Genomic DNA, 20846 nt, shown 5'->3' with positions numbered 1-20846 from the left:
AGTTTGTAAAGATAACATAAGTATATCAACCTTAAAAGCCGATTTTATCTTAAAGAAATATTAAAAAAATATATTAAATTTTGTTTTTTAGGAATGATTGTTGTTATATTTGATTCGTAGATTGCATAATCATATAAATACTAGCCTATAGCACAACATTACTTTTAAACTATTAACCCCCAAGCAACGAAGGCTACTTCGAGGCATTAAAAGTAATAATTATGCAATACGAACTTATAACAGATGCTACACTAGTTAGTTGTTACATTAAAGGCGATGAAAGCGCCCTAGAAGTATTAATAAAGCGTCACAAACAAAAAGTTTATAGTTTTATTTATTCAAAAGTTTATGATAAAGATGTCGCCGAAGATATTTTTCAAGACACTTTTATTAAAGTCATACGCACCCTAAAGAAAGGGAATTATAATGAAGAAGGTAAATTTTTACCTTGGGTCATGCGAATCTCCCATAATTTAGTAATCGATTTTTTTAGAAAAAGTAACAGAATGCCAAAATTTGATAATGCGGGTGAATTCAGTATTTTCTCGGTATTGAGTGATACTAGCTTAAATGCTGAAAACAGTATTATAAAAGAACAAGTGGAATTTGATGTAAGACGGTTGGTTGATGAGCTTCCCGATGACCAAAAAGAAGTGTTATTGATGCGGATTTATGATGATTTGAGTTTTAAGGAAATATCAGATAAAACAGGTGTTAGCATCAATACGGCGTTGGGGCGTATGCGCTACGCTTTAATTAATTTGAGAAAAATAATAGACAAGCATAATATCGTTTTAACAAATTAATACATACATACAATAAAGTGATTTTTGCTGCGTTATTAATTTATTAACGTATAATTTATTAAAATGGCAAAAATTTACTCTAAAACATCCATTGAAACAACAAATGATTTAAAACCCAAAGAGGAAACCATTAATTTCCTTCTAAATTATTCAAAGGCTTTAAGTGTTATTAAGTCTGATAAGGTGAAGTTTGAATTAGTATTAAACTAAATCTTTGGAAAAGTCCTAACCTAAATACCGGTTAGGACTTTTTTATTTTTATTCCTTTTGATAAGGATTGAAGATGGGAATCAATTACAGATTTTCGTCCAATGGTTTTGGTTATGATATCTTTATCTAAATCCCAGCCTCTTGCTGGCGAAAACTGTCTGCCATACCAAATAATCTGTAAATGTAAGTCGTTCCAAATTTCTCTAGGAAATAACCGTTTAGCATCTCTTTCTGTTTGAACCACATTTTTGCCATTGCTTAAATTCCAACGATACATCAGTCTATGAATATGAGTGTCTACAGGAAAAGCTGGAACACCAAAGGCTTGCGACATCACAACACTGGCGGTTTTATGGCCAACGGCAGGCAATGCTTCCAAAGCTTCAAAACTTTGGGGTACCTGTCCGTTATGTTTCTCAATAAGAATTTGTGATAATCCATGAATGCCTTTGCTTTTCATGGGCGACAACCCAACAGGTTTGATGATTTCCCGAATGTCTTCCACCGAAAGTTTTATCATATCATACGGGTTATCTGCTCTTTCAAATAATAAAGGTGTTATTTTATTAACCCGGACATCGGTGCTTTGGGCCGATAATAAAACAGCAATTAGCAGTGTGTAAGGATCTTTATGATCTAAAGGGATGGGTATTTCTGGGTAAAGCGTATTTAATGTATTAATAATAAACGTAACGCTTTCTTCTTTGGTCATTCGGTTGTATTTTAGCAATTACAAAGTTAAAAAATATGAACACATTAAAAGTAGGAGATAAGGCTCCAAATTTTACTGCCTTAGATGAACAAGGAAATTCAATTTCGCTAGGTGATTTCATTGGAAAAAAACTGGTTGTCTTTTTCTATCCAAAAGCCAATACACCCACTTGTACCGTAGAATCTTGTAATTTAAGTGATAATTACAAATTATTGACTGATAAGGGTTACGAAGTTATAGGAGTAAGTGCAGATAGCCAAAAGGCACAAGCCAATTTTAAAAAGAAATATAAATTTCCATATCCATTAATAGCTGATATAGATAAGGAAGTAATTAATGCTTTTGGGGTTTGGGGACCTAAAAAATTTATGGGTAGAACGTTTGATGGCATTCATCGCATCACCTTTGTTATAGATGAAACAGGTAGTATAATAAAGGTTATAGACGATGTGAAAGCAAAAAATCATGCTTCACAGATATTGGAGTAATAAAAGAAGCCTCATTACTGAGGCTTCTTTTATTTTCTTTTTTTAAGCGTAATAGGTTTTAAAGCTTTTAATGGTTTACGTGTAAAACCAAAAAGACGATAATCTTTAATTAAATCGGCAGTTCCTTCAGGAACCATATCTTCCCAACCTCTATCACCATCATCAATCATTTGTAAAATTTGACGGGAGAAGATGTTCATGATGCTTTCATCATAATCTTTAATATCGATGACTTTTCCATTATACTTGAAGAATTTGTATAATTCTTTCATACGTGGATATACTTTTAAATTTTCGCTATTTATAAGTTCTCCAGTATCAGCATCAAGCATTGGGTATAAATACACTTTTAAATCTTTGAAGAATAATTTTCCGAAAGCTTCAAGAATACCACCACTTAAATGACGATAATATTTTTCATCAAAAATATCCACTAAATTATTAACGCCCATGGCAAGTCCCATCCTGGCTTTAGTGTAATTTGAAAAATATTCAACAACTTTATAATATTCTTGAAAATTTGAAATCATTACCGATTGCCCTAAAGAGCATAATAAATCAGCTCTATCCATAAAATCCTGCTCATCAATTTCTCCTTCAGCACGTAAGTTAGATAAAGTAATTTCAAATACAACCTCAGTGTTTTCTTTACTGACTTTATTTTCATTTATAAACATTTCATATGATTTCTCATACATAGCCATATTTACTTTGGTTACTGGTCTGAAACTACCGCGTAATGCCAAAATATTTTTTTTGTATAAAATTTTAGCAGGCAATATGTTTTTGCCATCAGGACCAAACATTACGGCATCTGTCATCCCATTTTTCACCAGTTGTAAGCTCATGAGCCTATTATCAACATTTTTGAAAGCGGGACCAGAAAAGTTAATAGTATCAATTTCCAATTGATCTTTATCTAAATGGTCATATAGATAACGCAATAATTTTTTTGGTTCATTATACTTATAAAATGCCCCATAAATTAGATTTAGCCCCAAAACGCCCAATGTTTCTTGCTGCAATCTAGCATCGGTTTCTTTGAAGCGAACGTGCAGAACAATATCGTTGTACTCTTTGCCAGCTTCAATCTGGTATTTGATGCCAACCCAACCATGCCCTTTAAATTGCTTTGCAAAATCAATAGTTGCTACGGTATTGGCATAAGTAAAAAATATTTTATTGGGATTTTTATCTCTAGTAAGCCGTTTTTCAATAAGATCCATTTCATGCGTTAGCATTTTCCTGAGGCGAGCCTCAGTCACGTAACGCCCATCATCTTCAACACCATAAATGGCATCACTAAAATCTTTATCATAAGCGGACATGGCTTTTGCTATGGTACCGGAAGCGCCACCAGCTCTAAAAAAATGCCTGCAAGTTTCTTGTCCAGCACCTATTTCGGCAAATGTTCCGTAAATGTTTTCGTTTAAATTTATTCGAAGTGCTTTCGTCTTTAAAGCGGGAATGTCATCAAACTCTTTATCTCCTTTGATGGTTATTTCCATATTATTTTGAGTTACTTTAGTAAAAACAAAGGTATCAAATAATGGGGGCAAATAAAAAATTAAGTCTAATTTTGTTCATCTCATACTTAGTTTTGGACTGAAGATAAAATGAAAGTTAATATTTTATGGTTTCTTTAAAAAAGGAGATTAAAAATTATGAATTTGGGTATTGCTTAGTATTAATTTGATTTAAAATAATAATTTTTTTTGAAAATAACATTTTTAGGCACCGGTACATCCCAAGGTATTCCAGTAATTGGAAGCAATCATCCTGTTTGCTTAAGCAAAGATGAAAAAGATAAACGGTTGCGGGTTTCTGTTTTAATTGAACTAGACGGTTACACCTATTTAATTGATTGTGGCCCAGATTTTAGGCAACAAATGTTAGCCTGCGGATGTGAAAAAATTGATGCTATTTTATATACCCATGAGCATTCAGACCATGTTATGGGGTTGGATGATATTAGGCCGTTTTATTTTAAACAAGGAAACATTCCCATTTATGCCCATAAGCGTGTTTTGAAATCTTTAAAGAAACGATTTGATTATATTTTTAAAACTGAGAACAAGTATCCAGGAGCCCCAACAGTATCGCCTCATATTATTAAAAACAAGCCTTTTATTATTAATAATCAAGAGATCATTCCTATAAACTTAAAACATCTCGAACTTCAGGTCTTTGGGTTTAGATGCAACGATTTTGCTTATTTAACAGATATGAAGACCATTAACGATAAAGAGGTTGAGAAATTAAAAAACCTCAAGGTTTTAGTGGTCAATGCCCTGCGTATCGAGGCGCATTATTCACATTTAAATCTTGAAGAAGCTCTACAATTTATTGAAAGAATAAACCCTGAAAAAGCGTATTTAACCCATATAAGCCACAGAATGGGTTTTCATGAAGATGTGGAAAAAATATTGCCAAACAATGTGTTTTTGGCATACGATAATTTACAAATCACCATTTAAAATAGTATTATGAAACAAAGAATTTTTATGTATCTGTTTGTTTTTTCATTGTTGTTAGCCTTATTTATGTATGTAAATTCCAAAAGATTATTGGCAGTTGAAAATAAAAAAATGGAAACAACTGCAAATCAAATAGAAAATTATAAAGATTCACTTGCCATACTTCAAGACGATGTATTGGATTTGTCCCATTTTAATTTAGACAGAAATGAGGATGCCATCTCATATTTTGAAAACCGAGGGTATAAGGTTGATGAATTAATGCCTCTTATAAAAGATGAGCTTTATAAATTAAACGAAGCAAAAGGGGAGCACCCTATCATTCCTTATGCTTCCAGTGAGGGAAGACGCATGATGATTAATACAGTGAAATTATTGAACCACAAATGGATTATAGCCGATTTTTCGGATGGAGAATATTGGGGGGAACTTTTTTTGACTTATGAAATTACGGATACTAACGAGCTGAAATTTAATTTAGTGGAATCTTTTCTTTATCCGTTCAATTAGTCTTTAATCTTAAAAGCAATTCCTTTTTGTTTTTTTGTGTCTCCAACATATGAGTATTCATATATGTATGAAGAATCGGTCGTGGTTAAGATTTTTAAGTGAATGTCTTTCCTTTCAGCCATATTTTTTGGGTTGATGGTTTTATAGATGACTTCACAATCATTTATCCATCGTACCTGAGAAGAATCCTTTTTTCCATCATAAATTTCCACCTGTAAATGATCATTTCTTGAAAACGTGGATTTATAAACTTTGCCATCTATAGTTACTTCGCTATAAAAATTACCCGTTTTATAATCTTTACAATTCCTTTCGCTGGTATAACAACTAAAAAAACAAAGCATCAAAATAAATAAAAACTTTTTCATAAAATGGTATTTAATGCAAAATTACTAAACTAAGTTTACAATACTAGTTTTGGAAGTTTTTAAAAGTACCGTCTGAATAAAAAATAACAATACGTTCTATCTGTTTTCCTTCATTGGAATCGAACTTTAACTTGGATTGGAGCCCTAACGGAACTTCTGCCTTTTTAGTTTCTTCTTTAGGTAACGCATTTGAAATAGGGAATGTGCCTTTGCCATTTAGCAACCAATACAATTCTACTTCTGGATAGGTAGATAAAATTTTTAAAACAAAATCCAGACTAGGTTTATTTCTTCCAGAAAGTATATGGGAAATACTAGAGCGTTGAACGCCTATTTTCTCCGAAAAAGAAGAGGCGGATTCACCATAGAAGTCAATGACTTCCTGAAGTCTTTTAGCAAAATCCTCGTTGTTTATCATTGTAAACTATCAAAATAGATTAGGGTTTTACAAATGTAAAAAATTATGATTAGAATTCATAATTAATCTCCTATATATCAGTATTTATATGAATAATAACTTTATATAAATAGATGTAAAATACTGAAAATAATAAAATTATACATTTAAAAATACTTGAGATGTATTTAATTGATTAATCAATGTTGTTAAATTGAATTTCTGTTGATAAATGTAAACAAATACATTCTCATTTAGTGTTTACAAATGTAAAAAAGTAATTGTTTACATTTGTGCATCAATAATTTTCAATGAAAGTAGAAGCCATCCAAAGCCTGTTTTCTAAGTTTAAAGAGGGCAAGTTATACCACAGATATATCACCAATAATCATATAGAACCGCTTTTAAAAAACTTAGAAGATTCTGTTACTATTAATATCATTGGCGAATCCGTTTTAAAGCAATCCATTTATTCGATTACATTGGGCTCGGGCACAAAAAAGATTCTTATGTGGTCGCAAATGCACGGTAATGAGTCTACCACCACAAAAGCTCTTTTTGATCTTTTAAACACATTTGTTTCTGCAGATGCCTCCCTGAACCATATCTTGGAAGCCTGCACCCTATATATCATACCTATTTTGAATCCAGATGGTGCCAATGCTTTTACCAGAGTCAATGCAAATAATGTTGATTTGAATAGGGATGCGCAGTTAAGAACACAGCCGGAAAGCAAGGTTTTAAGAGCGGTATTTGAAGATTTCAATCCGGATTTTTGCTACAACCTTCACGGACAACGAACCATTTTTAGTGCGGGACAAACCAATAAACCAGCCACCGTGTCTTTTTTAGCGCCAGCTCAAGATGATGCTTGTACTGTAACATCCAATAGAAAGATTGCAATGGAAGTTATTAGCAAAATGAATGATGTGCTTCAGCAGGTAATCCCGAATCAAGTAGGGGTTTATGATGACGCCTTTAATTTGAATTGTGTGGGCGATACGTTTCAAAGCGAAAATACGCCAACCATGCTATTTGAAGCAGGCCATTATGCTAATGATTATGAACGGGAACAAACAAGAAAATACATTTACATGTCGTATTTAACCTCTTTAGATTATATCTCGAAAGTCAATGTAGACGGAAGTTTATACAAGTCTTATTTTAATATTCCAGAAAATGGCACATGCTTTTTGGATGTTATTATTAGAAATGCCAAAATAGATTCCAATTCAGATGTAACGGACATCGGTATCCAATTTCAAGAGCGATTGGTTGATGGCAAAGTTACTTTTGTACCCAAGATTGATAAAATAGAGCGTTTAGATTTGTATTATGGTCACAGAGAGATTGATGCCAATGGCCATTTTGTGTTAGATGCCGATTTAACACCCATTAAACTGAATTACGAAAACGATTTCGTTATTATGGATAATAAAAAAACATCATTATTATCGAAATAAAATGATGCAATTATGAATAATTATTGATGAAAATGTAGTAATTTTGGTTTTTAATTAAGAATAATTAATTATGGGGAAAATTAAATTAGACGAAATCGACCACCAAATTCTTGACATGTTAATAGACAATACAAGAATTCCTTTTACAGACATAGCTAAAAAACTTTTAATATCTGCCGGAACAGTTCACGTTCGAGTGAAAAAAATGGAAGAATCAGGTATTATTAAAGGATCTTCTTTAACTTTAGACTACAAAAAGTTAGGATATTCATTTATTGCTTATGTAGGTATATTTTTAAACAACACCTCTCAAACCAAATTCGTATTGGAACGTGTTAATGAAATACCTTTTGTTACAGTAGCCCACATTACTACGGGCAAATTCAATATTTTTTGCAAAATAAGAGCCAGAAGCACGGAACATGCAAAAGAAATTATCTTTAAATTGGATGATATTGAAGGTGTTTATAGAACAGAAACCATGATTTCTCTTGAAGAAAGCATTAATGATAAAAAGCGTTTGATGCATTCCATATTCAATGAAATGTAACTTACCTAACAGATATTAATATCTAAAAGCCCTGAAAGGGCTTTTTTTTATTTAAGTGTAGATTAAAGTTTTATTTTGGCTTTTAAAAGAATAATTTTGATTTGGTTAATTAAATATATGAAGTTTGTGCCGCAAATTAAATTGCTATCAAGCCCTAATTATTTTTATAGATTTATATGATATTTAATTCTATTGAGTTTTTTATTTTTCTCTTTATTGTTTATTTCCTCTACTGGTTTGTTTTTAAAAGAAGTCTAAGAGCTCAAAATGTTCTCATTTTAGTTTCTAGCTATCTGTTTTATGGATGGTGGGACTGGAGGTTTTTGTCATTAATTTTACTTAGTACCATAGTCGATTATCTAGTGGCTATTCAAATAAATGGTAATGACAATCAGCGTACAAGAAAATTATGGCTTTGGGTAAGTGTCATATTCAATATAGGCCTTTTAGGATTTTTTAAATATTATAACTTTTTTGTTGATTCGTGGGTAGACATGGTATCCATGCTTGGATATGATATAAAAAGTACCTGGACCTTAAAAGTTATTTTACCAGTAGGTATTTCGTTCTATACATTTCAAACGATGTCTTACTCGTTTGATGTGTATTATAAAAAACTAAAACCGACAACCGATTTTATATCATTTGCTGCCTTTGTTAGCTTTTTTCCCCAATTGGTTGCTGGTCCTATAGAAAGGGCATCAAATCTGTTATCACAAATTTTAAAGGAGCGTCAGTTCGACTATAAGCAGGCGGTAGATGGGATGAAGCTCATTCTCTGGGGCTTATTCAAAAAAATCGTGATAGCCGATGCGTTGGCTCCCATAGTAGATGACATTTTCGCCAATTATAGTACCTATCCAGCATCCACCCTTATTTTAGGTGTTACATTGTTCAGCTTTCAAATTTATGGTGATTTTAGTGGGTATTCAGATATAGCTATTGGAACGGCCAAACTTTTTGGAGTAGAATTAATGTCTAATTTCAAATTTCCTAATTTTTCAAGAAATGTTGCCGAATATTGGAAGCGTTGGCATGCATCTTTATCTAATTGGTTTATACATTATTTATATATTCCTTTAGGTGGGTCAAGAGGAAGTAAATTAATGTCAATAAGAAATATAGCTATTATTTTCTTGGTAAGTGGATTATGGCATGGCGCCAATTGGACGTTTATTTTTTGGGGTGCATTTCATGCCTTGGCTTTTATTCCCGTATTTTTAATGGGGAGGAATGCCATATATAAAGATTCGGTAGTTGCTGAAAATACGATGTTCCCATCGTTAACGGAATTGGGTCAGGTTGTACTGACTTTTGCCATAGTAACGTTTTCAAGGATATTTTTTAGATCGGAGTCCATTACTGGGGCATTTGAATTTATAAATAGGATTTTTACCGATTTTTCATTCGGAACTTACTATCACCCTATGGGTTATCGAATGCTGGATTATTATGTTTTGATTGCTTTTTTCGTATTATATGAATACTTAATAAGAAGAGATGAGCGTTCTCCGTTTAAGTTTAAATCTAGAATAGTTCGATTTATTGTATATACTATAGTAATTTTATGCTTACTTCTATTTTATGATAGTGGTGTTGACAGATCATTTATTTATTTTCAATTTTAAAAAGAATGAAAAAGTTATTTTTTAAAATTTTCATATATAGTGTACTTATACTTTTAGCATTAGAAGTTTACATAAGGGTTTTTCATCTTACTAAGGATTATCCGGTTCGCTATGTTGATGCCTTTGGGGTAGAGAAGTGGATGCCAAACCAAGAAGGGTATTCAGTGACAGGAAATAGGCGTCAGAATTTTTCAGAATATCGCATCAATAATTTTGGATACAATTCTTACAGGGAATTTAATCCTTCAAAAGATAAAGTTGAAATAGCATTGGTAGGAGATTCGTTTATAGAAGGGTTCCATCAGAATTATTACAATTCCATAGGCAACAAAATTGAGAATCAGTTACATGGTGTAGAAGTATATGAATATGGCTATGCAGGATATGATTTGGCTGATCAATTGCATTTAATAAGTCAATATAAAGAACAATTTGAATTAATAGATTATGTTGTTTTAGGTATTAAATTTGAAAATGATTTAGCTAGGGCGGAATATAACATTGTTAAGGAACGGATGCAATTGGAATCCCCTCTATATAAAGCCATACGTCAAATTAAATTATTGGTTTATTTAAATAATATAGGGGTTTTAGATGCCCCAAAAGATCTGGTGCAAAAATTGCTTTCAAATGGAAAAAAGAAAAATGCCCCATTAACAAAATCCGAAGAAGACAAACAACTTAAAGAATTAGAAACTAAATATTTAGAAAACTTTAAACGTTTAGTAAATACATACGGGTTTGATAAAACAAGATTTCTGTTTCTTTTGGATGCAGAACAAACCCCTGACATCTTTTTAAACCATTTAAATGAATATGATTATAAATACATCGATTTTTCCAAAGCATTCCAGGCATCTAAAAAGCCACCTACTTTAATTTATGATATGCACTGGAATAATAATGGAAGAACTATAATAGCCCAATTAATTGCTAATTATGTAAAAGAAATGAAAAGTATTTAAAAGAAATGAATATGTCATATACTTTTAACTACTTTTATTATGTTAAAACTTAAAATCCCTTTATGAATATATTAATAACATCAGCAGGAAGAAGAGTCTCACTGGTTAAAGCATTTCAAACCGAACTTAAAAAATTAGTTCCAGAAGGAAAAGTCATGACAACGGATTCTAACATTCGTATGGCTGCTGCCTGTCATGTGTCGGACAATGCGTTTCAGTTACCATTAATCAGTGACCATGATTATATAAATATTCTTCTTACCACATGTATTGATAACCATATCAAAATAATCATCCCTACGATAGATACAGAACTATTATTGTTAGCCAACAATAGAGATGTTTTTATAAAAAAGGGTATTATTCCAATAATATCATCACCAAAATTCATAAATATTACAAGGGATAAAAGAGAGACCCATGCTTTTTTTGTTGAAAATAATATCAATGCGGCAAAGGAATATTCAAAATACAAGTACAAATTGCCTTTATTTATTAAGCCAATAAATGGAAGTAGAAGTGTAGATAATTTCATTGTTAAAAAACAGGAAGATTTAACAGAGTACCACTTTAAAAACAATGAACTCATGTTTTTAGAATATTTAGATCATAATTGTTTTGAAGAGTTTACCTGCGATTTATATTACGATAAAAAGGGCGATTTAAAATGTGTTGTTCCGAGAAAACGTATAGAGGTTAGGGATGGGGAGGTAAACAAAGGGCTTACAGATAAAAATTTGTTGTTAGATTACATTAAGGCCCGCTTAAGTCATATAGAAGGAGCCATAGGTTGCTTAACGGCACAATTTTTTAAGAATATCGAGACTCAAGAGATTTATGGAATTGAAATCAATGCCAGGTTTGGCGGTGGGTATCCATTATCTTATTTTGCTGGTGCCAATTTCCCTAAATGGATACTTCAAGAGTATCTACTTAATCAAGAAATAGATTTTTATGATGGCTGGGAAGATCAATTATTAATGTTACGTTACGATAACGAAGTATTGGTTCATGAAAATGAAAAGAGATATAGTACTGGTATTTGATTTGGATGATACGCTTTACAAAGAAATTGATTTTTTAAAATCGGCTTTTAATGACATTGCAAGGTTTCTTTCAAGTATAAATAATAAGCCTTCGGAAATCATCTTATCGGAAATGATCCATTACTATGAAAGCGGATTGAATGTATTCGATAGTATATTGGAAAAGTATACCATAAGCCATGTTAGCGCAAAAGATTTAATACATATGTACCGCAATCATAAACCCCAAATTTGTTTATCTCAGGAACGTATGGAATTACTTGCTAAATTAAAGCAGAACGTTTTCAAAGTAGGATTGATTACCGATGGAAGAAGTATACAACAACGCAATAAAATTGATGCGTTGGGGCTATCTGGCTATTTTGACGATATGATCATTTCAGAGGAATTTGGTTCAGAAAAACCTAATATTAACAATTTTAAATTTTTTATAAACAAATATGGCGATTCTTTTAGGTATATTTATATAGGTGATAATACTAAAAAGGATTTCATAGCTCCAAACCAGTTAAAATGGTGTACTATATGCCTTATGGATGATGGTAAAAACATCCATAAACAATCATTTGATGTTGATATTACTAACAAACCCAAGTATGTTATTAATAACCTAAACGAGATTGAAACCATATTGAATTAAACCAACCAACGATTAAATAATGACATTAGTAGTTAATAAAATTTTGAATGAAAGCGATTTTGAATCTTATTTAAAAATCGTAGAATCATTTGATGTAATCAATCCATTTTATAAAATTTTAGGCTCCAATCTTAATGATGTTATCAATGACAAATTAAGATATTTCACGTTTCTCAGTGATTCGGAAGAAGTTTTAATTTTAATGCCCTTTATATTAAGAAAGGTTCCTTACAAAGATCAAAGCGAAACGTATTTTGATGTCATTTCCCCATATGGATATAGCGGGCCCTTATTTAATGAAGATATGTCTAGAGGCTATCTCATTGAGTTTTGGGATGAAGTAGATGCTTGGTATAAACAAAATAATGTTATTTCTGAGTTTATAAGGTTTAGTTTAGACCATAATCATCAATTTTATTCTGGGGTTTTAGTTCCTACTTTAATCAATGTTAAAGGCGAACTAATAGAAAAAGAGGCACAATGGAATAATTTTAAATCTAAAGTTAGAAATAATTACAGGAAAAGTGTCAGTAATAATTTAATAGCAAAATTTGTAAGCAAGGATATCACTAATTATGAAATAGAGACGTTTTATGATATTTACATAAAAACAATGAGTAGGATAGGGGCCGATACCGACTATTTTTACGATATCGATTATTTTAAAAATATCATCAAGCTTAGTAAGGAGAATTTTTTAATAGCATTTGTTTTTAAAGACGATGTGGCGATATCTACAGAATTGATATTAATTTCTGGTAATACACTCTATTCCTATTTGGGGGGGACTTTAGCGGACTATTTTGATTTAAGACCAAATGATTTTCTGAAAATTGAAGTCATGAAGTGGGCTAGGGCCAATAATTATAAATATTATTTATTGGGAGGTGGTCGCGTAGATTATGATAGCCTGTATCATTATAAAAAATCTTTTTTTCCAAACGACAATGATATTATTTATTACACTGGAAGAAAAATAGTGAATAAAAAAATATACAAAAGATTGGTTAAAATAATGAATGCAAATATTATCCTTGACGATAGTAATATAGAAATAAAGCAAGAGAAAATTAAATTCTTCCCCGCTTATAGAATTAGGAATAAGCAATAATAAAAAAGCATATTTTTTTTACTAAGGGCTTAAGCTATTTACTATGGCATCTAATTTTTTCGATACCATCTTTCGTCTGAACAATATACGTATGGGTTGCGTTTTTAACCTCAAATATGGAGATGGTATTAATAGACTCAGATTTTTTATATAAGAAATCTATTAAAAATTTCTTCATGGCTTCATTAGAAATACTGCTGAAATCCCTTTTAATTAAGGTATCCTCAGGGGGCAGCTTGTCTATTTCAATACTGTCATAATCTAAAGGGATTATGGTATTTTTTTTGCCTTTTATAAAATAGATGGCTTTATGGAATAAGACATTGATATTTAAATCCCTTAAATATTGCTTGCCCTTAAAATATAGAAAAATAAATTGTGCAATGACTGTCGCTAGTATGGATTTGGAATCATATAATATGTGATAATCAAAATGATACGCCTTATTTCCCAAGCGTTTTTTATAATCGTAATCACCTTTGGAAAAGTCGAAAATATCAATCTTATTTTCAATGCACCATTCTATATGTTTTATATTATCTATATAACCAATATTAAATTTCGAGTAATCTGGATCAAATACAGGTAAAGCAGAATATAAAATAGTAGGGGATGCATAATTTAAATATACCGAAATGGGTATATTATCATTATAAATCACAAAGAGCGCGGCCTTGTTTTCCAAAATCATATGATAGATAACATCCTGTAAATACGTCCATTTTTTTTGGGATAAATAATGGTTGTTTATTTGTTTTTCAGTGAATCTTTTTACCAAAAGTTTATGGAAATAACCAAAAGCGAAATCAAAGTCATCTTTAAGTGTGTCTTGTCCATATAGAACACCATATCGTATATTGAAGCAAGCTTCCAATCGCCGTTTGGATTTTTTTATTTTCCATCGGCTATTAGTACTGAACTGATCACTCAAATAATCTTCAATGCTTTTATAGGTGTTTAGGTTTGCCAAGTAGCCCACATATTGCCTTACGGTTTTCAACTTTAAAGAGCCATGAAGCTGATTGTGAACCTCAAAGTATTCTGGAATATCATAAATAAAGAAAACCTTGCTTTTAAAGTCGGTTTCGTTTTCGTCCAATGTATAGCCAATGCCATTGGTTAGGTTTTTACCAACGTTTACATATAAAGGGAGGTGTTTGTTTTTAACAAAAGCAACCTCTTTTATAAACTTAAAGGTAAATGCGGGTTTGGAATCGTTAAAATGTTTTAACCAAGTAGACACAAATATGTTGGAAAGAAACGGGTTGTTTTTCATGCCATTTTATGTTTTAACCAGGTGTGTATTAAAGAAATAATGCTATCCATATCTGTTAAAGTATATCTATAATCAATATGGATATTTAAAAAATAACGCCATTCTACATCTAGATGGTTATCAGGCCATAAGGATGACGGATACACCTTGTTAGCCACTAAGAATTGCTTTAAATCATTATAATCCGTGGCTTCCTTAAAAAGCAAGAGGAACCCGAATGCAGTAAAACCAGATCTTTTAATAACTTTAAAATATGCCGTATCCTGTAATTTTGTATATAAATAATCCAGATGGGTTTCTTTTATTTTCCTGGTGTTAAAATGTAAGTAGGATTCAATAAAATGATTGTGCTCTTCTGTTAACTCTACAAAATCAGTATATACATTTAAAGCTTCCTCAACTTCATAAAATAAGGGCAAATATGTGGAGCTATTACTATGAGTGTCGCCAGCAATAAAGTCCGATTTCAATGTCATGGCATGTAACATGGTGTCCCATATCTTGTAAAAATGTGGATCTGTTTTAAAATTTAAACCAAGTTTAGGTCTTGCATCGTTGGGTTTCCAATACATGCCTCCTAACGGAATGGGCAAGGACTTTCGTAAGGATACAAAACAATAATCGGCTGTACTATGTAAACCAGCATCACTTAACCAACCATGGGAATGATCTTCAATAATAGTAGGGCCATCATCATCGGCATTAGTTTTCATACTGCTCAATCCCCAATAATTATTAATTAAAACCACATCGTTTTTAGTGGCGAATTCATTAACATTTACCACATCAGATGAAAACTCAAAGGGATTGATGTCGTAAATATGAATATTGGGGTACGACTTTTTTATCCAACCTAAGGTATGTTGGCAATAATAATTGGGAAACCAAATTTTAGAGAGGTTTCCAGAATGATTAATCTCATTTAGAATATACAAAAGGGCATGCCTACCGGTGTAAAATAGGGTATAATTCAAATCCAACGGAACCGAGACATCCTTAAAACGCTTCTGTTTTTCAAAATGAAAATACGACCCAATGCCTTCTTTTCTTACCATGTTCTCACTCATTATCGCCACCAGTAAACGTAGTCATATTTAAATTTTCCGAACTATTAACCCCATCTTTAACAATCACTTTTTTTATGGTTAATAGCAGTATTTTAATATCAAGCATCAAAGATACATTATCAACATACCAAACATCATACTCAAACTTTTTAACCCACAGAATGGCGTTTCTGCCATTTACCTGTGCCCAACCCGTAATGCCGGGTTTTACTTCATGTCGCCGTTTTTGTGTGTCGTTGTACAAAGGTAAATATTCAACCATTAAGGGCCTTGGACCAATCAAGCTCATATCGCCTTTAAGCACGTTGAATAACTGAGGGATTTCATCAAGGGAATACTTCCTTGCAAATTTTCCCAACTTTGTTACCCGTTTATCAAAATCCAAAAAATTCCCCTGGGCATCCTTCTTATCATTCATGGTTTTGAATTTAATGATTTTAAATAACTTTTCGTTCTTGCCCGGACGGATTTGAAAAAAGAAGGGCTTACCACTATTGGAAATGGTTAGAGCAATAAACACGATTAAAAAAATGGGAAACAATAAGATTAACGCTATGAAAGCAATAACCAAATCCATGATTCTTTTAATAACATTTTTATATAACATGTTGAGCATTTTTAAACTATTATTATTGTTGAATATATGTTCGAGTGAAAATATTATTCGGAATTTTGTATCGAGAACTTTGGTAAATGAGCTTCTCTATATAATTTTTTCATGCTTCGAAAATCACTCGAAGTGACATTTAGGTTATTAATTGTATTTTAGTTAGTTTGCTTGTCAGTTCGAGTGAAATACCAAGGCACGAGGTATTTTGTATCGAGAACTATTCAAAATTAAAAATTTAATTCTCGATACATTATTCATGTATGGAATATTTATCAAAAGCTTGCAGTTGGTGATATAACTTCATGCTCGTTATTATTTTAAAACGCTATTTATAATGTTTATTAAGTTGGAATTGATGATGTTAACATCAAATTTTTCTTCAGCATATTTTCTACTATTAATACCCATATCCTTTATTTTAGATGGATTGATGAGAAAATATTCCATGGCGTTTATTAAGGCCTCTAAATTTTGAGGCTCGATTAAAAAACCGTTCTCGTTTTGTATTACCGTTTCTTTACAGCCCGGTGTATTGGTTGTTATTATAGGCAATCCAACCGATAAGGCCTCCAGAATGGAGCGTGGGACCCCCTCTCTATAATACGTTGGCAATACAAACACATCGCTTTTGTATAAATGGTCCTGAACATTGTTTTGGGGGCCATGATGCACAATAATACCTTGATCATGTAATTCATTTAGCAAATCTTCTTTCATTGCAGAGGGTGAATTACCAGCATGTCCAATGATGTGGAATTCGGCTTCAGGGTAAGTCTTTTTCAAAACCGTTGCTGCATCAATGTATAAAGCGATACCTTTTTCCTTAATTAATCGGGCAACTAAAAGAAACCGTATCTTTTTAGTGGTATTGTCGTTTACTCGATACTTATACAAATTTAGGTTTACCCCCGAGCCACTCACAAAGCCAACAGGATGGTTTTTGGAAATTATGTTTCTATCGATAAACAACTGGCAATCATCGGAATTTTGAAAAACAATGACTTTATTTTTACGAATGGATAGCTTATATAAAAACTCATTCAGGGTCTGCAAGGCTCTTGCTTTTGCAGTTAAACCTGTAAATGTAAAACCCAAACCGGTGATTAATGATATAACGGGAACGTTGCAAAAGTTAGCTGCTATTGAACTATAAATTACTGGCTTAACCGTATAAGGAAACACTAAATCAATGTTGTTTTGCCTTATAATATGTTTCAACTCCAAAACAGATTTAAAGTCTTTGAACGGATTCATTCCAGTTCTTTGCAGATTAAATTTTACGGGAGTCGCACCATAATCGATAACTTTTTGAAAAATATCATCTTCGAAGTCTGGAGCCGCTGCAAACACTTCAAAGCCATGTGCTATCATGCTTTTAATAAAATCGCCTCTAAAAGATATTAATGAATTATCTGAAGAGGCTACCATTAGAATTCTTTTTTTTATCATTCTATGAACTAGATTTTTGATACGTGTATTTATACCATTTTTGAAAACAGAAATAAGACCATACTCTAAACGTATTATCTTGTTTATTATCCAAATGGTTTTGAACTAAATTGATTATAAAATCTTTATTAAATATCCCTTGCTTTTCAAGCATTTTAGGCTCAATATAACTTTCAAGTTCCTTTCTTAAGCTTTGTCTTAACCAATTTCCTGTTGGAGAACCAAATCCCTTTTTCTTTTTTTCGAGAAAATCATCAGGAAATTGATCTCTAAAGGCTTCTTTTAAGATATGTTTTTTATTCCAGCCTTTCATTAAATAATTTTCAGGCAATGTATTGGCAAATTCCCATAAATTTCTATTTAAGAAAGGCGCTCTACATTCCAAGGAATTCATCATGCTTGTTCTATCAACTTTTGGAAGCATACCTCCTTCAAGGCTTAGTATTTTGTCTACAAGTCTAAAATCGGTCAAAGATTCGGCTTTTTCCATATTTAAAATCTCTTTGTATTCTTCAAACAAATGATCTTCCAAATAGGAGGGAACCAGAATTTCAGATAGTTGTTTTCTGGTATTGGCCAAAGAAATAATATCCCAATAAAAATCGCCATCATAATTAACAGCATGTAGTAATTTTTTAATTTTAAAACGGTAACCTCTATTGTCATCTTTAATGGTTAAAAAGGGTTTGGACCATTTAAGAATGTAATTATGTATATTTTGTGGGATTATATCAGAGTATCGCTGGTTCATTTTACCAATATAATATTTGTTATAGCCACCAAACACTTCATCTCCGCCATCACCAGTTAATGCCACCGTTGCATGTTGGCGTGTTCGGTTAGAAACCAAATAGGTGGGCAAGGCAGCCGTATCAGAAAAAGGTTCATCAAAATTTATTAGAATATCATGAATATCATGTTTTAAGTCATCTTCGTCAATGAGAAATTCATGATGGTCGCTATTAATTATTTTAGCAACAAGTCGCGATTTATCAGTTTCATCAGATCCTTTTTTAAAACCTATGGCGAATGTGTTAATTTTAGTATTGGTTGTTTGAGACAAGCATAAAGAGATTATCGATGAATCAACACCCCCAGATAGAAAAGTACCCAATGGAACATCGGAAATCGATCGGGTGTTTACACTATCATAAACCAACTCTTTAACTGTCTTTTTTGCATCTTCAAAGCTTATAGAAGTTTCTTTAGGTAAGGGTTCTTCATTAATTTTATTAAAAGAGATGTGATGGGTGGACAAATCATATTCAATAAAATGATTAGCCTCTAACTTAAATATATTCTCGTAAATAGTATGTGGTGCCGGTATATAAGTTAACCTAAAAAATAAATTAAGACCTTTCTTGGAAATTTCTGGTTTATAGTCCAGAATATTGATAATAGATTTTAATTCTGATGCCCATAGAAATTGTGTTCCTGTATTGACATAATACAAAGGCTTTTCACCAAAAAAATCACGAGCAATGAATAACTTGTTTTTATGTTCATCATAGATGCTAAATCCATACATACCGTCTAACCATTTAAAAGAATTGGTTCCATAGGTTTCATAAAGCTTCAATATCACTTCGGTATCACTAGAGGTTTTAAAAGATATGCCCTCGCTTTCTAATTTAGATTTTAGTACTTTGTAATTATAAATTTCACCATTAAATACAATGACTATTTTTTTATCATTGGAATACATCGGCTGTTTCCCTGATGCCAAATCAATAATAGCCAATCGCCTCATGCTCATCCCCAATGAATAAGAATCCTGAACGGTTTTGAAAAAACCATCATCATCCGGGCCTCTGTGAATAATAAGATTATTCATTTTAGTTAAAACAGTAGTAATTTCAATTTCACTACTGGACTTTTTATATAGTATTCCGTTAATTCCGCACATTGTTAGTTTTTTATAAATTGATTAAGCTCTTTATAAACACTTTTTAATTGATATTTTCTCGATCTTTCTAAACTTAATTTACTGTATTTTTCTCGTTCCTCTGGATGGGTATGAAAAAAATCTAAAGCTTCTTTTAAAGCTATATGGTCATCATTATTAATCAGAATGCCATACTGAGCCTTAAAAAACATCCCCTTTTTTATAATAATAGGTTGATTATCGTTAAGTAGTTCTAACGGGCCCGATAAACAATTTGTTGATATACAGGGTAATCCTATGGCCATAGCTTCCAATAAGGCATTTGGAAAACCTTCTGTAAAAGAAGACAATACAAAACAGTTGCTCTCAAGCAAAAATTCATTTACATTTTTAACCGAGCCTTTAAGAAAAATCTGATCCTGTAAATGTCTATTTTTTACCTCATGGTTTAAAAACCCATCTAAATGCCCACCTCCCAAAATGGAAAGTTCATATTTTTTATTGGAACTTTCAATAGCTTTTATAATCATAATTTGATTTTTTCTAGTATTTAAAGTTCCAGCTGTAATAACTTTTAGGATATGTGTTTTAAAATTCAGTTTACTTGGTTCTATAGTGTCATTTGGTAATTCAATAGGATTATATATAACGTCCATAGGAATTTTAATTCCAAAATTATCTTTTAAATCCTCATTTATATAAACAGAATTAGAGAACAATTTGTTGCACCTATTATAAATTATGGGGTAAAACACCTTTGATATATAAAGCGATAATTTGCTTGTAGTATTATCTGATGGAAACCCCCGCTCACTTATAATGGTTTTAACTTTTTTGTTAAAAATAGCCACCATGCCATTAATGAGGTTAGGAAAGGCTAAAAATGAAACAGAATAATTAATATTATTCTTTCTTAAAAATGCAGAGTATTTAATAAACACCCTGATTCCATCAAAAATTTTTAAATAAAAAGGTTGTGCTGATTCTTTATTATTTAATATTACAACATTAACTTCTTTTGGGATTTGAAAATGAATCTCATTGTATAATAATACTAAAGTGACATGATAATCATTTATCAACTCTTTTAATAATAAACTGATAACCTTCTCAGCACCACCTCTTCCAAGTGTTATACTTAGGATACTTAAATTTTGTTTTGGGTTTAACATTATAAATAGGTTATGG

The 20846-nt window shown here is 31.6% G+C and carries 22 protein-coding genes; 12 read left to right on the top strand and 10 right to left on the bottom strand.

The annotated features are described in order from the left end of the window. Positions 1 to 221: 221 nt before the first annotated feature. Both CDH49_RS12445 and CDH49_RS15750 read left to right on the top strand, forming a co-directional pair. Complete coding sequence (locus CDH49_RS12445) at positions 222 to 806, top strand: RNA polymerase sigma factor (protein ID WP_100615856.1); 585 nt, start codon at positions 222 to 224, stop codon at positions 804 to 806. A 63-nt stretch (positions 807 to 869) separates the two neighbouring features. Then, positions 870 to 1016, top strand: coding sequence for a hypothetical protein (locus CDH49_RS15750; protein WP_193434736.1), 147 nt, complete (start codon positions 870 to 872; stop codon positions 1014 to 1016). Positions 1017 to 1047: 31 nt separating this feature from the next. Here CDH49_RS15750 and CDH49_RS12440 read toward each other — a convergent pair whose 3' ends face one another. After that, a complete protein-coding gene (locus CDH49_RS12440; protein ID WP_100615855.1) occupies positions 1048 to 1728 on the bottom strand; it encodes an endonuclease III domain-containing protein in 681 nt (226 codons plus the stop codon). Between the two features lie 35 nt (positions 1729 to 1763). Between CDH49_RS12440 and bcp the strand changes: the two genes are divergently transcribed. Beyond that, complete coding sequence (bcp, locus tag CDH49_RS12435; RefSeq protein ID WP_100615854.1) at positions 1764 to 2216, top strand: thioredoxin-dependent thiol peroxidase; 453 nt, start codon at positions 1764 to 1766, stop codon at positions 2214 to 2216. Positions 2217 to 2245: 29 nt separating this feature from the next. Here the strand turns inward: bcp and CDH49_RS12430 are convergent, their stop codons facing one another. Then, positions 2246 to 3724, bottom strand: coding sequence for a nicotinate-nucleotide adenylyltransferase (locus CDH49_RS12430; RefSeq protein WP_100615853.1), 1479 nt, complete (start codon positions 3722 to 3724; stop codon positions 2246 to 2248). 207 nt (positions 3725 to 3931) lie between these two features. Here CDH49_RS12430 and CDH49_RS12425 point away from each other — a divergent pair, with 207 nt between their 5' ends. After that, complete coding sequence (locus CDH49_RS12425; RefSeq protein WP_100615852.1) at positions 3932 to 4693, top strand: MBL fold metallo-hydrolase; 762 nt, start codon at positions 3932 to 3934, stop codon at positions 4691 to 4693. 9 nt (positions 4694 to 4702) lie between these two features. Continuing rightward, positions 4703 to 5203 carry a hydrolase gene (locus CDH49_RS12420; RefSeq protein ID WP_100615851.1) on the top strand — a complete coding sequence of 167 codons (501 nt, stop codon included), beginning with the start codon at positions 4703 to 4705 and terminating at the stop codon, positions 5201 to 5203. Here the strand turns inward: CDH49_RS12420 and CDH49_RS12415 are convergent. Continuing rightward, positions 5200 to 5571, bottom strand: a complete 372-nt coding sequence (locus CDH49_RS12415; RefSeq protein ID WP_100615850.1) for a DNA topoisomerase IV — start codon at positions 5569 to 5571, stop codon at positions 5200 to 5202. The two genes, CDH49_RS12420 and CDH49_RS12415, sit on opposite strands and share 4 nt — an antisense overlap. A 43-nt stretch (positions 5572 to 5614) precedes the next feature. After that, positions 5615 to 5989 (bottom strand): helix-turn-helix domain-containing protein, encoded by a 375-nt coding sequence (locus tag CDH49_RS12410; RefSeq protein ID WP_100615849.1) that lies wholly within the window; start codon positions 5987 to 5989, stop codon positions 5615 to 5617. 290 nt (positions 5990 to 6279) lie between these two features. Between CDH49_RS12410 and CDH49_RS12405 the strand changes: the two genes are divergently transcribed. The 7 genes from CDH49_RS12405 to CDH49_RS12375 all read left to right on the top strand — a co-directional run bounded on the left by CDH49_RS12405 (position 6280) and on the right by CDH49_RS12375 (position 13371). Next, complete coding sequence (locus CDH49_RS12405; protein WP_100615848.1) at positions 6280 to 7431, top strand: M14 family metallopeptidase; 1152 nt, start codon at positions 6280 to 6282, stop codon at positions 7429 to 7431. Between the two features lie 70 nt (positions 7432 to 7501). Next, entirely contained in the window at positions 7502 to 7981 is a 480-nt protein-coding gene (locus tag CDH49_RS12400; RefSeq protein WP_100611527.1) for an Lrp/AsnC family transcriptional regulator, read from the top strand. A gap of 176 nt (positions 7982 to 8157) precedes the next feature. Then, positions 8158 to 9609 carry an MBOAT family O-acyltransferase gene (locus CDH49_RS12395; protein WP_100615847.1) on the top strand — a complete coding sequence of 484 codons (1452 nt, stop codon included), beginning with the start codon at positions 8158 to 8160 and terminating at the stop codon, positions 9607 to 9609. Positions 9610 to 9614: 5 nt separating this feature from the next. Beyond that, positions 9615 to 10574, top strand: a complete 960-nt coding sequence (locus CDH49_RS12390) for a hypothetical protein (protein ID WP_100615846.1) — start codon at positions 9615 to 9617, stop codon at positions 10572 to 10574. 62 nt (positions 10575 to 10636) lie between these two features. Further along, positions 10637 to 11620, top strand: a complete 984-nt coding sequence (locus CDH49_RS12385) for an ATP-grasp domain-containing protein (protein ID WP_100615845.1) — start codon at positions 10637 to 10639, stop codon at positions 11618 to 11620. Continuing rightward, positions 11592 to 12260 carry an HAD family hydrolase gene (locus tag CDH49_RS12380; RefSeq protein ID WP_157805311.1) on the top strand — a complete coding sequence of 223 codons (669 nt, stop codon included), beginning with the start codon at positions 11592 to 11594 and terminating at the stop codon, positions 12258 to 12260. Before CDH49_RS12385 ends, CDH49_RS12380 begins: the two co-directional genes overlap by 29 nt. A gap of 19 nt (positions 12261 to 12279) precedes the next feature. After that, complete coding sequence (locus tag CDH49_RS12375; RefSeq protein WP_100615843.1) at positions 12280 to 13371, top strand: GNAT family N-acetyltransferase; 1092 nt, start codon at positions 12280 to 12282, stop codon at positions 13369 to 13371. 34 nt (positions 13372 to 13405) lie between these two features. Here CDH49_RS12375 and CDH49_RS12370 read toward each other — a convergent pair whose 3' ends face one another. From CDH49_RS12370 to CDH49_RS12345, 6 genes are all read right to left on the bottom strand, one after another. Then, positions 13406 to 14647 carry a GNAT family N-acetyltransferase gene (locus tag CDH49_RS12370; protein WP_100615842.1) on the bottom strand — a complete coding sequence of 414 codons (1242 nt, stop codon included), beginning with the start codon at positions 14645 to 14647 and terminating at the stop codon, positions 13406 to 13408. Then, complete coding sequence (locus CDH49_RS12365; protein WP_100615841.1) at positions 14644 to 15714, bottom strand: hypothetical protein; 1071 nt, start codon at positions 15712 to 15714, stop codon at positions 14644 to 14646. Before CDH49_RS12365 ends, CDH49_RS12370 begins: the two co-directional genes overlap by 4 nt. After that, positions 15707 to 16321 (bottom strand): sugar transferase, encoded by a 615-nt coding sequence (locus CDH49_RS12360; RefSeq protein ID WP_100615840.1) that lies wholly within the window; start codon positions 16319 to 16321, stop codon positions 15707 to 15709. Before CDH49_RS12360 ends, CDH49_RS12365 begins: the two co-directional genes overlap by 8 nt. Positions 16322 to 16636: 315 nt before the next feature. After that, positions 16637 to 17773 carry a glycosyltransferase family 4 protein gene (locus CDH49_RS12355; protein WP_100615839.1) on the bottom strand — a complete coding sequence of 379 codons (1137 nt, stop codon included), beginning with the start codon at positions 17771 to 17773 and terminating at the stop codon, positions 16637 to 16639. Between the two features lies 1 nt (position 17774). Further along, the gene (gene asnB / locus CDH49_RS12350) at positions 17775 to 19679 is read right to left on the bottom strand and encodes an asparagine synthase (glutamine-hydrolyzing) (RefSeq protein ID WP_100615838.1); all 1905 of its coding nucleotides are present in this window, start codon (positions 19677 to 19679) and stop codon (positions 17775 to 17777) included. Positions 19680 to 19681: 2 nt separating this feature from the next. Beyond that, positions 19682 to 20830 (bottom strand): glycosyltransferase, encoded by a 1149-nt coding sequence (locus tag CDH49_RS12345; protein WP_100615837.1) that lies wholly within the window; start codon positions 20828 to 20830, stop codon positions 19682 to 19684. Positions 20831 to 20846: the final 16 nt, after the last annotated feature.

The sequence above is a fragment of the Confluentibacter citreus genome (assembly GCF_002807055.1).
GTDB lineage: Bacteria > Bacteroidota > Bacteroidia > Flavobacteriales > Flavobacteriaceae > Confluentibacter > Confluentibacter citreus.
Note: the sequence above shows the minus strand (reverse complement) of the source record. Positions and strands in the feature narration are given on the sequence as shown.

What these genes read in the sequence shown, in the direction of transcription:
- CDH49_RS12445 (WP_100615856.1), top strand. Translation starts at nt 222, where the DNA reads ATGCAATACGAACTTATAACAGATGCTACACTAGTTAGTTGTTACATT.
- CDH49_RS15750 (WP_193434736.1), top strand. Translation starts at nt 870, where the DNA reads ATGGCAAAAATTTACTCTAAAACATCCATTGAAACAACAAATGATTTA.
- CDH49_RS12440 (WP_100615855.1), bottom strand. Translation starts at nt 1,728, where the DNA reads ATGACCAAAGAAGAAAGCGTTACGTTTATTATTAATACATTAAATACG.
- bcp (WP_100615854.1), top strand. Translation starts at nt 1,764, where the DNA reads ATGAACACATTAAAAGTAGGAGATAAGGCTCCAAATTTTACTGCCTTA.
- CDH49_RS12430 (WP_100615853.1), bottom strand. Translation starts at nt 3,724, where the DNA reads ATGGAAATAACCATCAAAGGAGATAAAGAGTTTGATGACATTCCCGCT.
- CDH49_RS12420 (WP_100615851.1), top strand. Translation starts at nt 4,703, where the DNA reads ATGAAACAAAGAATTTTTATGTATCTGTTTGTTTTTTCATTGTTGTTA.
- CDH49_RS12415 (WP_100615850.1), bottom strand. Translation starts at nt 5,571, where the DNA reads ATGAAAAAGTTTTTATTTATTTTGATGCTTTGTTTTTTTAGTTGTTAT.
- CDH49_RS12410 (WP_100615849.1), bottom strand. Translation starts at nt 5,989, where the DNA reads ATGATAAACAACGAGGATTTTGCTAAAAGACTTCAGGAAGTCATTGAC.
- CDH49_RS12405 (WP_100615848.1), top strand. Translation starts at nt 6,280, where the DNA reads ATGAAAGTAGAAGCCATCCAAAGCCTGTTTTCTAAGTTTAAAGAGGGC.
- CDH49_RS12400 (WP_100611527.1), top strand. Translation starts at nt 7,502, where the DNA reads ATGGGGAAAATTAAATTAGACGAAATCGACCACCAAATTCTTGACATG.
- CDH49_RS12395 (WP_100615847.1), top strand. Translation starts at nt 8,158, where the DNA reads ATGATATTTAATTCTATTGAGTTTTTTATTTTTCTCTTTATTGTTTAT.
- CDH49_RS12390 (WP_100615846.1), top strand. Translation starts at nt 9,615, where the DNA reads ATGAAAAAGTTATTTTTTAAAATTTTCATATATAGTGTACTTATACTT.
- CDH49_RS12385 (WP_100615845.1), top strand. Translation starts at nt 10,637, where the DNA reads ATGAATATATTAATAACATCAGCAGGAAGAAGAGTCTCACTGGTTAAA.
- CDH49_RS12380 (WP_157805311.1), top strand. Translation starts at nt 11,592, where the DNA reads ATGAAAAGAGATATAGTACTGGTATTTGATTTGGATGATACGCTTTAC.
- CDH49_RS12375 (WP_100615843.1), top strand. Translation starts at nt 12,280, where the DNA reads ATGACATTAGTAGTTAATAAAATTTTGAATGAAAGCGATTTTGAATCT.
- CDH49_RS12370 (WP_100615842.1), bottom strand. Translation starts at nt 14,647, where the DNA reads ATGAAAAACAACCCGTTTCTTTCCAACATATTTGTGTCTACTTGGTTA.
- CDH49_RS12365 (WP_100615841.1), bottom strand. Translation starts at nt 15,714, where the DNA reads ATGAGTGAGAACATGGTAAGAAAAGAAGGCATTGGGTCGTATTTTCAT.
- CDH49_RS12360 (WP_100615840.1), bottom strand. Translation starts at nt 16,321, where the DNA reads ATGTTATATAAAAATGTTATTAAAAGAATCATGGATTTGGTTATTGCT.
- CDH49_RS12355 (WP_100615839.1), bottom strand. Translation starts at nt 17,773, where the DNA reads ATGATAAAAAAAAGAATTCTAATGGTAGCCTCTTCAGATAATTCATTA.
- asnB (WP_100615838.1), bottom strand. Translation starts at nt 19,679, where the DNA reads ATGTGCGGAATTAACGGAATACTATATAAAAAGTCCAGTAGTGAAATT.
- CDH49_RS12345 (WP_100615837.1), bottom strand. Translation starts at nt 20,830, where the DNA reads ATGTTAAACCCAAAACAAAATTTAAGTATCCTAAGTATAACACTTGGA.